Origin of the sequence: Streptomyces venetus (assembly GCF_039540295.1) — a bacterium.
In the GTDB taxonomy this organism is placed as follows: domain Bacteria; phylum Actinomycetota; class Actinomycetes; order Streptomycetales; family Streptomycetaceae; genus Streptomyces; species Streptomyces venetus.
In genome coordinates this window covers 79,207-93,001 of sequence record NZ_BAABET010000007.1, presented here as the reverse complement: position 1 = coordinate 93,001, position 13,795 = coordinate 79,207, and the positions used below count along the sequence as shown (strand labels likewise).

Annotated in this window: 9 protein-coding genes; 2 read left to right on the top strand and 7 right to left on the bottom strand. The window is 72.8% G+C overall.

From position 1 onward, the window contains the following. Positions 1-22 precede the first annotated feature (22 nt). The 4 genes from ABEA82_RS23235 to ABEA82_RS23220 form a co-directional block, all read right to left on the bottom strand. Complete coding sequence (locus tag ABEA82_RS23235) at positions 23-2,728, bottom strand: ATP-binding cassette domain-containing protein (protein ID WP_345663899.1); 2,706 nt, start codon at positions 2,726-2,728, stop codon at positions 23-25. 108 nt (positions 2,729-2,836) lie between these two features. Further along, positions 2,837-3,595, bottom strand: a complete 759-nt coding sequence (locus tag ABEA82_RS23230) for an NUDIX hydrolase (RefSeq protein ID WP_010034909.1) — start codon at positions 3,593-3,595, stop codon at positions 2,837-2,839. A gap of 130 nt (positions 3,596-3,725) precedes the next feature. Next, a complete protein-coding gene (locus ABEA82_RS23225) occupies positions 3,726-5,645 on the bottom strand; it encodes a glycogen debranching N-terminal domain-containing protein (RefSeq protein WP_345663898.1) in 1,920 nt (639 codons plus the stop codon). Between the two features lie 668 nt (positions 5,646-6,313). Continuing rightward, positions 6,314-8,074 carry a DUF4192 domain-containing protein gene (locus tag ABEA82_RS23220; protein WP_345663545.1) on the bottom strand — a complete coding sequence of 587 codons (1,761 nt, stop codon included), beginning with the start codon at positions 8,072-8,074 and terminating at the stop codon, positions 6,314-6,316. A gap of 130 nt (positions 8,075-8,204) precedes the next feature. On the opposite strand from ABEA82_RS23220, the gene ABEA82_RS23215 reads away from it, so the two are divergent. Both ABEA82_RS23215 and ABEA82_RS23210 read left to right on the top strand, forming a co-directional pair. Beyond that, the gene (locus ABEA82_RS23215; protein ID WP_345663544.1) at positions 8,205-10,370 is read left to right on the top strand and encodes a RecQ family ATP-dependent DNA helicase; all 2,166 of its coding nucleotides are present in this window, start codon (positions 8,205-8,207) and stop codon (positions 10,368-10,370) included. Between the two features lie 400 nt (positions 10,371-10,770). Continuing rightward, positions 10,771-11,385, top strand: a complete 615-nt coding sequence (locus ABEA82_RS23210) for a hypothetical protein (RefSeq protein WP_345663543.1) — start codon at positions 10,771-10,773, stop codon at positions 11,383-11,385. Positions 11,386-11,675: 290 nt separating this feature from the next. On the opposite strand, the gene ABEA82_RS23205 is transcribed toward ABEA82_RS23210, so the two are convergent. The 3 genes from ABEA82_RS23205 to ABEA82_RS23195 form a co-directional block, all read right to left on the bottom strand. After that, complete coding sequence (locus ABEA82_RS23205; protein ID WP_345663542.1) at positions 11,676-12,293, bottom strand: hypothetical protein; 618 nt, start codon at positions 12,291-12,293, stop codon at positions 11,676-11,678. Positions 12,294-12,361: 68 nt separating this feature from the next. Then, a complete protein-coding gene (locus ABEA82_RS23200; RefSeq protein WP_345663541.1) occupies positions 12,362-13,063 on the bottom strand; it encodes a ribonuclease HII in 702 nt (233 codons plus the stop codon). 82 nt (positions 13,064-13,145) lie between these two features. Then, on the bottom strand, positions 13,146-13,766 hold the full coding sequence (locus tag ABEA82_RS23195; protein ID WP_345663540.1) for a TetR/AcrR family transcriptional regulator: 621 nt from the start codon (positions 13,764-13,766) through the stop codon (positions 13,146-13,148). Positions 13,767-13,795: the final 29 nt, after the last annotated feature.

Sequence of the window (13,795 nt, the reverse complement as noted above, 5' to 3'; positions counted from 1 at the left end):
GACGAAGCGTTACGGACAGTTGTCAGCGACACCTGCTGCGCAGGGTGGTGAGCAGATAGGCGCAGAGCAGAGCGGTCAGCGACAACGTCAGTGCGCCACCGACAGGTTGGGAGATCGCTCCGAGAGCGGCCTCCAGGTAGCGCTCTCCCCCGAAGGGCCACCGCGGCAGCAGGACTTCCCGCAGACGCAGGGGAAGTCCCGCCGCGGTCCGCACGGACGGCCCCGCCAGAATCTTGTGCACCACGGGTACGACGAGGAGCGGAACGGCGGCCACCGCCGCGAGTCCCGCGGTGGTGGAGCGGAAGACGCCCGCGGCCAGGACGCCCGCCCAGGCGCAGCCGACCACGAGGCCGACCCAACTCGTACTGAGCGGCAGCCAGTCTGCGGGAACCTGGACGAGCTCCCGTCCGTAGACGAGATAGAGCACTTCGGCGTCACAGCCGACGGCCAGGACGGCAAGCGCCAGCGCGGTGACCGAGGCGACCAGCAGTTTGGCGGCCAGCAGGCCCAGTCGGCGGGGCACGGTGCCGCGATCCGCCGCCAGAGCGGGGTGGCGGAACTCGTCGCCGAAGGCCAGCGCGCCGAGCAGCCCGGCGCCGAGCGCCGCGGGCGGCAGGGGCAGCTCCCGGGGCCACGCGGCGAGCAGGCGCGGTTGCGGGGTGTGCCCGATGCGCGCCAACACGACGGCCGTCACGGCGGACACGATCAGGACGACGGCCCCGGTGAGGAAACTGGTGCCGATTCCGGCAGCACGTCGGATCTCGTAGCGGAGGGGGCGGAGGGGGCTGGGGGCGGGGCGGACGGAGATGGGGGGCGGCAGAGGGGGCAGCGCGTCGAGCCGGCAGGCCGGGTTCACCGCGTGGCCGTCGGCCAGGTGCGGAGGTGCGGCCGAAGTCGTCTGAGCAGTCATGGCGGCATTGCCCGCTGGGCCGTCTGCGGAGGCATCCGGACGCCCGTGCGACACCGCGGCGGGCTGCGCGTGACCGGCGGAGGGCAGCGGCTCGTCGTTGGGGGGCTCGGGCGAGTCAGCGGAGGGGTGCTGCTCCGCGACCGGGTGCTGCTCAGGGGCAGGGCGCTCGGCAGGGGCAGGGTGCTGGTCGTCGACGAACGCCTCGGACGTGTCAGCAGCGGGGCACTGCTCCTCGGCGGGGGGCTCGGGTGCGACAGCGGCGGGGCTCGGCCCGTCATCGGCCGGCTCAGAGGTGTCGGAGGTGGGGCGCTCCTCGACAGGGGCCCGCTCAAGTACGTCAGCATCTGGCCGCAGCTCACCGCCGGCCGGCTCACGCGCGACAGTGGTGGTACGCGGCCCCACCGCGGCCTGCCCGGGCTCGTCGTCGGGGAGCCGCAGCTCACAGGCGGTCGGTTCGGGTGTGTCAGCAACCGCTGACCACTCGCCGAGCCACTCGCCCACGGCCGAATCAGGCGCCTCGACAGGAGGCCGCGCCTCACGGGCGGGCGGTCCAGAAGCGTCAGCAGCCGCTCGCAGCTCGACCACAGCCGGCTCAGACGGGCCGGCGAGGGGCCGTAGCTCGTCATCGGTCGGATCAGGCGCTACAGCCTTGCGCCGCAGTGTGAGGGTCGGCCACGGCTCGACCGTGGTTGCCGCGGCGGCCACGGCCGCCTCGCCCGTCGCGTCGCGGGGTGAGACCGGCACGTCGTGGGAGTCAGGGCGCGTGGGGGTTGTCCGATGTGCGTCGGTGAGTGGCGTCGGCTCGGCGTCGGCACGGGGCTCACTGTCGGCGGACGTCCGCACGGCCGTGGTCCGGTGCCGCTTGTCCACGCCCCGGCCCGCACCGACACGGCCCCGGTCACGACCGCCGTGCGGCCCGACCTCCGGAGCGGCGCCCGCGCCGGGCCCCATGTCGCCGATCTCGTCGGCGAGTTGGTGGACGACAATGCCGTGGCGGAACGCGGTCTCACCGATGTCCGCACAACTGCTGCCGTACACGGAGAGGCGGTTGCCGTCCTCGTGTACGACCTCCACGGAGCGTTGCGCGGTGCGGGCCTGCTTGGCCAGGAGTGCCCCCAGGCGGGCCGCGTGCGGGCTGCGGACGGCGACCCGGGGACGCAAGCGGGTCCGCGAGAACTCCGCGGCCTCCTGGTCGGCCACGAGCTTGCCCTGCTCCAGGGTGACGACGCGGTCGGCCGCACGTGCGGCCTCCTTGGGGTCGGACGTGGTGAAGAGGACCGTGCCGCCCTCGGCGGCGTGTGCGCGCAGCATGCCGTGCAGCCAGTTGCTCTCACGGCTGGAGAGCCGGTCGGCGGGGTCGTCGAGGACGAGGGTGTGCGGGTCGGCCAGGAGCGCGCAGGCCAGTCCGAGGCGGCGGTCCATGCCGCGCGACAAGGTGCCGAGGCGTTCGTCGCGCAGACTCCCGAGCCCGACCGCCTCAAGGGCTTCGTCGGCACGCCGGACCGAGACTCCCGCGGCGGCACACAGCATGCGCAGGTGACCTCGGACCGTGCGGGCGGGGTGCCCCGGCACCTCGCCCAGCAGCACACCGACCTCGCGCGAGGGATGGGCCATGCGGTGCAGGGGGCGGCCCCGGAAGTAGGTGACGCCACGGCCCTGTTGCAGTTCGAGCATGAGCCTGAGAACCGTCGTCTTACCGGCGCCCGGTGCTCCGAGCAGCGCGGTGACGCGGCCCGCCCGCGCCTCGAAGGAGACGTCGTCAGCTGCGGGCGGCAGCTCCTTGCGGGGGTTGCTGGTCAATCCGAACGCCTGGATCACTTGCAGCAAGATAGCGTGCTATGTCCGTTTTTTCGGTCAGCGCAAGGCTTGCCGCGACCAGGGCGACGGTCCGGGTCCGGCCACAGAGGGTCGCGTCCGGGCCTGGCGTCACACCTCGGGGCGCAGCATCGGCGGGTTGAGCAGAGTCGCGCCGCCGGCCCGGAAGAGCTGGGCGGGGCGGCCGCCCTGGCGGGTGGTCGTCCCCCCGGTGGGCACGAGGAAGCCCGGTGTGCCCGTGACCTTGCGGTGGAAGTTGCGGGGGTCGAGCGCGACGCCCCACACCGCCTCGTAGACACGGCGCAGTTCTCCGACGGTGAACTCGGGTGGGCAGAAGGCCGTGGCCAGGGACGAGTACTCGATCTTGGACCGAGCGCGCTCCACACCGTCCGACAAGATCTGCGCGTGGTCGAAGGCGAGCGGTGCGACCGGCTCGGCGTCCCGTCCGTAGCCGCCCTGCCTCAGCAGTTCCTCGACCGGAGCCCAGCGCGCGTTGCTGGCGTCGCCGCCCGCTCTGGGCGCGGGCAGGTCGGGGGCGAGGGCGAGGTGGGCGACACTGACGACTCGCATCCTGGGGTCGCGCTTGGGGTCGCCGTAGGTGGCGAGCTGCTCCAGGTGCGCGCCGTTGTCCTGGGCGGGCACGGACGGGTCATGGACACGCAGTCCGGTCTCCTCGGCCAGCTCGCGCGCCGCGGCCTGCGCCAGGTCCTCGTCGGCCCGTACGAAGCCGCCGGGGAGCGCCCAACGCCCCTGGAAGGGCGGTTCACCCCTGCGCACCGCCAGCGCACACAGGGCATGGCGGCGCACGGTCAGCACGACCAGGTCCACGGTGACGGCAAAGGGCGGAAAGGCTGACGGGTCGTAGGGCATGCCGCGATCATAGTCGTCTGCCTGACGATAAACACTCTCTTCGCCCCGCGCATCAGCCACTGGTCCACTTCGGTCCGGCATGGGCTCCCCCGACTGTTCCCGATGGCCGGCAGCCGCGCGTCCTTCCAGTTCACACCCCCAGTTGCAAGCCGTCGGCCGCCTCCTCGACCATGGCGAGGCCGAGCCGGCTGACCCGCACGGAGAACGGGGCTCCCGCCACCCGCAGCCCTGTCAGACCGATCTCGCCCAGGGGCGCGCTGCGCACGGGACAGAGGGTGACCGTCCCTGCCGGAGCGTCGGGGCGAATGCCCGCGAGTGTGGTCAGCAGCAGGACGCCGGCAGCCGCCGATGTCGCCGCCGGGCGGCAGGCGGCCGGGTGCGGGAGGGGAGCGCTCCCCTCCGTGCGCTGTTCACCGGCGTACATCTCCGGCAACCGGTAGGCGAAGGTCTCGGCCGCCCCCAGTACGCCGCGCAGGAGCGAACTCGCTTCCTTCTCGTAGCCGACGGCGGCCAGACCCGCGACGGCCAGGGCCGTCTCCTGGACCCGTACGGCCCCGGCTCGGTGGCCGAACGGGTTGTATCCCGCTTCCTTCGCGCCCAGCCCGCGCAGGCCCCAGCCCGAGTCCATGAGGGGGCTGCCGAGCAGCCGGGCGAGTTTCTGGGTCTGCACCTCGTCGAGCAGCCCGGGTGCCAGCGCTCCCCCGCCCAGCAGGCCGGTGTCGAGGAGGTGGACGGCGGCCACGCCCAGGTGAGGCGCGGGCCTGCCGTCCAGGGCCCGGGCCGCGGCGGGCCGGCCACCCCCTCGGTCGTCGATCCAGAAGTCCGTCCGGAACGCGGTCCGTAAGGTCTGTGCCCACTGCCGGAGTGCCGTCGCTCCCGCGCGGCCGCATGCGTCGAGCAGGTCTGCGCCGAGCAGTGCCGCTCGGTGGGCATGCGCCTGTATCTCGCACCGGGCGGGGCCGCCGGGATGCGGGTCACGCAGGTAGGTGTGCTCACCCACGGTGGTGCGCAGCCAGGTCAGGCAGCGCTCGGCGGCAGGCAGCAGTTCCTCCGTCTCCTGCTCGCTCAGGCCCCAGCGGCGGGCCTCGGCGAGCAGTGCCGGGAAGAGCAGCGTGGCCTCCGTGCCGGTGCACTGCGGCGGAAGGTGCGGCCCGGCGTCCCGTCTCGGGCCGGGAATCATCCCGCACTGCGGTCCCGGGCCGGTGAGTTGTGTTCGGGCGAGGGTCCGCAGCGTCCCCGCCGCCAGGCCGGTACCGAGCGGCAGGGCCATCCGGGCGGCCACGAGAGCGTCGGCGGGTGCCAGACCGCAGCGCCAGGGCGCGCCCGCCGCGAGGTGGGTGTCGGTGGGGTTCGCGGAGTCCCGCAGCAGGAGTGCCTGGAGGTCCTCGATGCTCGTCCGCAGGAGTGCGGAGACTCTGAGGTCGTCGCCTTCCGCACGCGCGGCGGCGAGGGGGCTGGTGGCCGCACGGCCGGCGGCCCGGAGGGGACCGGCGCCGTCCGGGCGCACCCGCAGCTCGATGCTTCTGCTGCCGCCGGGCGGCAGGTCGAGCTCCCATCGCAGCAGACCGGCCGAGGCCACGGCGTCCGAGGGCGGGGGTTCCGCCGTCACGGACGCGGTGCCGGTGGCACAGGACCAGCGCAAGCCGGAGGCGTGGACGCTGGCGGGCAGTTCGGGCCCCGTGCTGCCCGAGGCGATCGATCCGAGGTCGGCCAGGTCCGTGCCCAGGGACACTTCGACCGGCAGGCGCAGCGGGCGGGGCGCCGCGCTGTGCAGGGTGATCCGCTCCGTGCCGTCCGCGTACCGGTTGCGTTCCACGACCACATCCGGGTCCGGTCCTGCCTGCGGGGACGTGCGCAGCGTGCCCACGAACCTGGCGCGGTCGGCCTCGGCCATCCGGGCCTGAACCGCGAGGGGTTCCCGTCCGGCCACGCGGATCTCGCACCGGGAGAGCACGCGTCGTCCGGCGCGGTAGAACCCCTCCAGTCCGCGGCCGGTCATCTGTCCGGCCTCGGTCGAGATGGCCAGTCCGGGCAGGGCGACGCAGATCATCACTGAGTGAGCGGGCGGCAGGTCGGCGGACCAGCGCAGTCCGGGGACCGTGGCACCACCCCTGGGAGGGGCGGGGGAGGCAGGTGTTCGTCCGGTACAGGACGGAGTCCGGCGTTGATCAGCCGGCCGGCCCTGGGTAGAAGTCGGTGCGGGCTGCGCGGGCGAGCCGTACTTCGGCGTGGGACCGGGGCTGCCGGACTGGCCTTCCTGGCCGGTAGACGAACGGCCCGAGCCCAGCGGCGACGGCGGGCACGATTCCCCGCCGGAAGGTGACACGGGGCGCGGGGCCCCCAAGGGGAACCTGGGCCCAAAACCGTCGACACGCCCCGTCGGCCGTGGAACGACGTTCTGATCGCTTGACTCGGCTGTGCCTGCCTCGGGCAGTTCGGAGCCCGGCCCCTGGGACGGCAAGGGCCCGCCCGAAACGCGCCGGTCGTCGGCAGCGGCGACGCAGGGCGGAGTCGGCTGGTGCATGAGGAGGCCTCCTCTGGGCTCTGTGCGCCTCGATCGGGTTCGGCGCCGGTGCCGGAGGGCTGCGACGGAGCAGGGGCGGTGCGGCGCCGCGGCCCGTTCAGCCGTTCCGCCACTCAGGTGAACGGCGTCAACCTCCTCCGGGTCACGCCCGTGGCCCGGCCGCCCCTCGCACGTCGAAGCCACCGGGGCGGCACTCACTCCTCCCCCTCCGGGCTGTGGCCGGGCTGCGCGACCTCCTGGCCTGCGTCGACGTACGGCATCGCCGCCTTCCGTCCCGTACGCGCACGGGGACCGGCTTCCGAGGCACCGGCAGGTCGTGCGGTGTCCGCGGGTCGCGCAGTCCCCGGCTGTGTACGCCGCCGGGGAGCTCGCACGCCCGGGGCGCGGTCTCCCGCGCGCGTGCGGCCAGCGGCCGCGCCGGTCGCCCCGACGGCCCCGATGGAACGGGGACGGCGTCGACGACGTGAGGGCACCGCTGTGGACGTGGGTGCGGCCGCCTGGGAGCCGTCCGCCGGCCCGGCGGAGCCACCGGCCTTCACGGCCGCTTCGTCCGCCCGAGCTTCCAACCCGTCGGCCTGAGTCACCCAGCCATCGGCCTGAATCTCCGAGCCATCGGGCCGGGACTCCGAGCGGTCGGACCGGGACTCCGAGCGGTCGGCCCGAGCTTCTGAGCTGTCGGTCTCGGCGCGCCCCCTGTCTTTGCGCTCCGCCCGCAGGCAGCTGCGGATCGACTCCGGGTCGAGACCTTCGTTGCACGCCTGGTGCAGGAGACGGGCGAAGAGGTAGTCGGGGTCCGCACCCAGGGCCATGGCGAACGCTTCCCTGGCCTCCAGTTCGTCACCCGTGGACCATGCGACCCAGCCGGCGAGCGTGAGGGGCGCGGCGGCATGCTCGGCGTAGGGTCCGACGCAGCGGCGGGCCAGCGATCGCCAGAGGCGCAGGGCGCGTCCGGCTTCATCCCCCTCCATCCACTCGGCCGCACGGTCACGGGTCCCACGGTCCTGGAGGCCGAGGATCAACCGGGCGGCCTCGGAATGCCCGAGAAGCTCGTCGTCACGGAGATCCGCCAGGAGCATGCCGGAGACCGGATGTGCCTCGGCGAAACGGTCCAGGACGCGCTCCGCCAACTCCAGCGTCTCGTCGGCCACTCCGGCGCGGCCCTCGTCGTCCAGGATCCTCGGGACCAGCGCCATGCTGGCGGTGTCGAGGGCGGCCTCCTGCGCGAGGGCGGCGGCGCTCTCCCAGGGGAGCAGCCGGGCCCGGAGCTCCCTCAGGCTGCCGCGCACCTGGATCCCCGCGTAGGTGGCCGCGGCTGCCAGCACGGATGTGCCCGGCAGTCCCATGGGGGCTCCCTCGGACGGGCAGCACGCGGCGTTGTCACAGCAGTAGGACCAGTAGCGGCCGTCGGAGATGCACAGTGCCTCGACCACCGTCACGTCCAGGGAACCGCACTCCACGCGCAGCTTGTGGGCCAGCGGTTTCAGCCGCTCCATGACCTGCTGTCCTGTCTGGCCCTTCTCCGGTTCCTGGCACACGAAGGCGACCATCGACTCCGGCCGGGCCCCTCGGCGCTCGCTGCCCTTCACCAGTCCGTTGGCCAGTTGCCGGGCGGCGGACGGCCAGTCGTCCGCGTTCGCGGGGATGCCGAGCCGGGCCCGGCCGCCGAACCGCCCGCGTCCGTCCTTGTCGTGCAGCGCGACCAGGACGATGCTGTCCTCGGGCCGGTACCCGAGCAGATAGGGCAGGGCGTCGGCCAGTTCGGCCGGGGTGCGCAACGTGACCTGGTGGTCGCCGCCGTGGCCGTCGTAGGCGGGGCCGGGGACATGCAGCCCGGCCGGGTCACCGGCTTCGTGCTGCCGCATCTTCCGCGCACCGCCCTCGCGCTCGCCGAGCGCCTCGGGCTCGGGGATGTCGCCGTTTTCAGAGGATCCAGTCGTTTCGCTGTGGTTCGTCATGCGAAGACGATCTCGCGGAATGCAAAGCTCCGCTTGACCCTGTGGATAAGTCCGATCAGGGACACGTCATGGTGGAGTAGTGAGCGGTGCTCCGCTCGCGCTGTCAGTGCCGTCCTGTTGTATGGACCGCATGGAGCACACGAGCAACGCGGATCTCCGGGCATCGGCCGACGCGGTCCTCGCCCGTCTCGTCGGGGACGTCTCGGGCACGGCCCGGCTGCGCGAGGACCAGTGGCGGGCGATCGAGGCCCTGGTGGCCGACAGACGTCGCGCCCTGGTCGTCCAGCGCACGGGCTGGGGCAAGTCCGCGGTCTACTTCGTGGCGACCTCGCTGCTGCGGGCGCGGGGCAGCGGTCCGACCGTGATCGTCTCCCCTCTGCTCGCGCTCATGCGGAACCAGGTCGAGGCAGCGGCCCGGGCCGGCATCCACGCCCGGACCATCAACTCCTCGAACACCGAGGAGTGGGACGCCGTCCAGGACGAGATCGCTGCGGGTGAGGTCGACGTCCTGCTCGTGAGCCCCGAGCGGCTCAACAACCCGGACTTCCGGGACCAGGTACTGCCCCGGCTCGCCGCCGCCACCGGGCTGCTGGTGGTGGACGAGGCCCACTGCATCTCCGACTGGGGCCACGACTTCCGGCCGGACTACCGACGGCTGCGCACCATGCTCGCCGACCTTCCCGCCGGCGTGCCGGTGCTCGCCACCACCGCCACCGCCAACGCGCGGGTGACGGCCGACGTCGCGGAGCAGCTCGGCACCGGGGGCGGCTCGGACGCCCTCGTGCTGCGTGGCCCGCTGGACCGGGACAGTCTGAGCCTGAGCGTGCTGCGGCTACCGGACGCCGCGCACCGGATGGCCTGGCTCGCCCAGCACCTCGACGAACTGCCGGGTTCGGGGATCATCTACACGCTCACCGTGGCCACCGCCGAGGAGGTCACCGCCTTCCTGCGGCAGCGCGGGCACTCTGTCGCCTCGTACACGGGCAAGACGGAGAACGCCGATCGCCAGCAGGCGGAGGAGGACCTGCTCGGCAACAAGGTGAAGGCGCTGGTCGCCACGTCGGCGCTCGGGATGGGCTTCGACAAGCCCGATCTGGGCTTCGTGGTGCACCTCGGCTCGCCCTCCTCCCCCATCGCCTACTACCAGCAGGTGGGTCGCGCGGGACGCGGCGTGGAACACGCCGAAGTGCTCTTGCTCCCCGGGAAGGAGGACGAGGCGATCTGGGAGTACTTCGCGTCGCTCGCCTTCCCCTCGGAAGATTTGGTGCGCCGCACGCTCGACGTCCTCGCGCACGCGGAGAAGCCCCTGTCTCTCCCCGCGCTGGAGCCCCTGGTGGAGCTGCGCCGCTCCCGCCTGGAGACCATGCTCAAGGTCCTCGACGTCGACGGGGCGGTCAAGCGGGTCAAGGGGGGCTGGATCGCGACCGGGCAGCCGTGGGCCTACGACGCGGACCGGTACGCGTGGGTGGCGCGTCAACGCAAGGCCGAGCAGCAGGCGATGCGCGAGTACGCGGCGACGACGGACTGCCGTATGGAGTTCCTGCAGCGCCAGCTGGACGACGAGGCCGCGAAGCCGTGCGGTCGCTGCGACAACTGCGCCGGCCCGCGCTTCGCCGTGGACACCTCCGACGAGGCACTCGACGCGGCGCGCGTGGACCTGGGGCGGGCGGGTGTCGAGGTGGAGCCCCGCCGGATGTGGCCGACGGGACTGCCGGCGATCGGAGTGGATCTGAAGGGACGGATCCCGGCGGGTGAACAGGCCTCGGTGGGACGCGCGTTGGGGCGTCTGTCGGACATCGGCTGGGGCAACCGGCTGCGTCCGATGCTCGCACCGCACGCGGCCGACGGAGCCGTTCCGGACGATGTGGCGAAGGCGGTCGTGGGCGTGCTGGCCGACTGGGCCAAGGGACCCGGCGGCTGGGCCCCGGGCGCTCCGGACGCCCAGCCGCGCCCGGCCGGGGTCGTCACCGTCGCCTCGCGCACACGTCCCCGGTTGATCCACTCCCTGGGAGCGCGCATCGCGGAGATCGGCCGGCTGCCGCTGCTGGGCGCCGTCGAGTACTCGGGCGACGCGCATCCGGGCCCGCGGAGCAACAGCGCACAGCGACTGAAGGCGCTCGACGGGGCGCTGACCGTGCCGCCCGCCCTCGCGTCCGCCCTCGCCGAGGCCCAGGGCCCGGTCCTTCTCGTGGACGACTACACGGAGACCGGCTGGACCCTCGCGGTCGCGGCCCGCATGCTTCGACGCTCCGGTGCGCAGGGGGTGTTGCCGCTGGTGCTGGCCGTGCAGGGCTGACGGCGCGTCGAGAGCCTCGACCACCCCGTCGCGTGGCCGGCTCGGCGCCGGCCACGCGACGGGGCACCGCCACGCGACCGTGCTCCGGCCGCCCCGTGCTCCGGCCACCTCACCACTTGCGCACGCCTCTGGACGCCGCGCACCTGCTTGACGTACGAACGTGTCTGGCTCGAGCGCCCCGAGGGTGGCCTGTCGGCACACGGGGTAGGGATATTAACGGCGCATCATCTGATAACGGTCGGCTGCTCCAATTGCTCGTTGCCGCATCCACGTTCGACAGGAAGAATTGAGGTCCGCTCCCCGCAGGCATGTCCGCCGCTCCGGCAGGGCTTCGCCGTGGTGTGCGCTCCCAGGAATCCGACCCCGCCCGCAGTGTGGGCGCGTAGCCGAAGGGAGGACCGTGACCTTCGGATTCGCTCCGGCCTCGGCAGCGGCGTCGACATCCGCCGTGTCCGCCAACCGCTTGCTCGAACCCGCGGAATGGGCCGCCGCGGGGATCCCGCTGCTGCGCAACCCTCGCGATGTCGTCAGCGGACTGCACGCCCGGCACCACCCGAAGCCGGCGACCGCTGTCGTCGCCGTGCTCGACCCTGACGAGCGGCTGCGGGCGAGCGCCTCGTTCGTCCGGCGTCCGGCCCCGGCCGACGGCTGGATGTTCCGCAACGTGCTGCTGGCGCAGCTGCGCCGGGTCATCCCGCACGATCTGCGGCGGCGCACACCGGTGCGCACCGCGGTGCTGCTCTACTGCCGTGAGGGCGACGCGCGTTGGACGGAGGAGGACGGCGCGTGGATGTGGGGGCTGCGCGATGCATGCACCCTGCACGGGCTGCGCTGCGGGGCCTACATCACGCTGACTCGGGACGGCTGGCAGGTCCTGGGCGAGGGCCGCGGCGGACGCCGCCCCCACTCGGCCTCGGAGCCGGAGCCGTTCGGCATGTCCGAGGCGCCGCCACCACTGCCACGCACCGGCGGCGCGGCCTCCGAGATACTGCGCCGCGCAGCGGCGGCGCGCTGAGGTCCCGGCCAGGCCTGTCCGCACGGATCGGGGGCCAGGCCCCGCCGCACGGCGGCACACCACGATCCGTGTGACCGGCAGTCACTGCGTAGGACCGCAGGTCCCGCACCGGGCTGAGCCCGGACGGGAGCCGACCGCGTACAGCCGCGGAGCGCGCTCCCCCGACGGTGCGGGGTCGCGCAGCCACGGTGTCCACTTTTCGGGGCACGCCGAACCGCCCACCGTGCGGCGCCGCCGGAGCGGCGCCTGAAGTCGGCCACCAGCGCCCGACCGGACGCTGCCGAACCGGCTCAGACGCCGGCGCCCAGCACCGAGTTGATCCGCTGCGGATCGCCACAGACGATCAGCAGGGCGGTGGCCCGGGCATGGGCCAGGGACAGGGCGCTCGCGGCTGCGGCCTCGGATTCGCCGTTGACGGCGACCACGACCACCGGGCGCGACGCGGCGCGGGCCGCGACGGTGGCGTCCGTGTAGAAGACGTCGTCCCGGGCGTCGTGCTGGGCCCAGTACGAGGTCTCACCGAAGGACAGCTCGTGGGTGGCCCACGGGTGCTGTTCGCCGGTCGTGATCACCAGGACGTCGCTGGGGGCACGACCGGAGTCCAGGAGCAGGTCCACTGCTTCCTCGGCGGCGTCGAGCGCGCCTTCGGCGGAAGCAGGGATCAGCTGGATCTGCGGGGTGGCCGGAGCAGCGGGGCCCGACGGACCGGGCTTGGCGGCCGCGTCCCGCGCCGTGCGCTGCACCGGCGGCGCGGGCCGCAGAGGGCCGGGACGACCGGGACGCGACGGAGCCGCGGGACGGGGGCCGGGTACGGGACGAGGGGTCGGCGCGGTGCGGCCACTGGCCGGAGTGGCGCGGGGACCCTGGGCACTCTCGTGAATCTGAGGCTCCTCGGGAATGAGAGGCATGAGTTGATATTTATCAAACGTTGGTACGGCCCGCGTCGGCGGGTGGCGCATGCGTGCGAACAAAACCGTCAGAAATCGAAGCCGAGCTGACCCTCGATTTCCGGAACGCTTCCGTCCGTCCAGTTGCGGACCTTCTTGAGATGCCGCCACTGGGGCAGCGCATCAAGATACGCCCACGACAACCGGTGGTAGGGGGTGGGGCCCCGCTCCGCCAGTGCGGCCTTGTGCACGGGTGAGGGATACCCGGCGTTGTCCGCAAAACCGAAGTCTGCATGGTCGATACCCAGTTCGGCCATCATTTTGTCGCGCTGGACCTTGGCGATCACCGAAGCCGCCGCGACAGCCACGCACGACTGGTCGCCCTTGATCACTGTACGGACCCGCCAGGGCGCACCGAGATAGTCGTGCTTGCCGTCGAGGATGACCGCGTCCGGGCGGACCGGCAGTGCCTCCAGAGCACGGCACGCCGCCAGTCGCAACGCGGCCGTCATGCCCAGCTCGTCTATCTCCTCGGGGGAAGCGTGCCCCAGAGCGAACGACGTCACCCACGTCCGCAGCACCTCGGCGAGTTCGGTACGCCGCTTGATGGTGAGCAGCTTCGAATCCGTGAGGCCCTCGGGCGGCCGACGCAGTCCGGTGATCGCCGCGCAGACGGTGACGGGCCCCGCCCACGCACCTCGCCCCACCTCGTCGACACCTGCAACGATCTTCGCTCCGGTCGTGGCTCGAAGGGAGCGCTCGACGGTGTGAGTAGGCGGTTCGTACGGCATGGCGCCCCTAGGTTACGCCGCCCGGAACCGCCCGCGACACCCTGGCCCGCCCGAACGGCGCCAGAGCCCTCGCCGACCCCGGTCAGGCGCCGCTCGGCCGCAGCAGCGGAACCATCAACTCGTCGATCATCTCGTCGATTTCATGGTCTTGCCATTCGCAGCCGCACATCTTGTTGCGGTACATCATCATCGCCGGGATGGCGTCGAAGACATATCCGTTCGCCGCATCCGAACGGACCTCGCCTCGCGCGATCCCACGCTCGATGACCTCTCGCAGCATCTTGATGGTGGGCTCCACGACCCCGTCGAAGATCACGGCATGGAAGCGTTCCGCTTGCGTCGTGTCGCACTCGTGAATCACCGAGCGAAGCGCGAAACCCGGGCGGGAGAACATCGCGTCGCGGGCTCGCCGACACAGCGCCACAAGATCCGCACGGACCCCACCCTCGTCCGGCGCCGAGTCGAAGTGCGGCAGTCCGGCCCGCAGGGCGTCGGCGACGAGGTCCTCCTTGGAGGGCCATCGCCGATACACCGCGGCCTTTCCGGTCTGCGCGCCCGCGGCGACACCTTCCATCGTCAGACCGTTCCAGCCGACGGTGCTGAGTTGGTCCAACGCGGCCTCGAGGATTGCGCGTTCGAGCACGGCGCCGCGGCGGCGGGCCGCTGTCTGAGCGGGGGCATCCGCCCAGCTCGGGGTAACCATCTGACTCTCTCCAACGAGCGGCTGAAGCG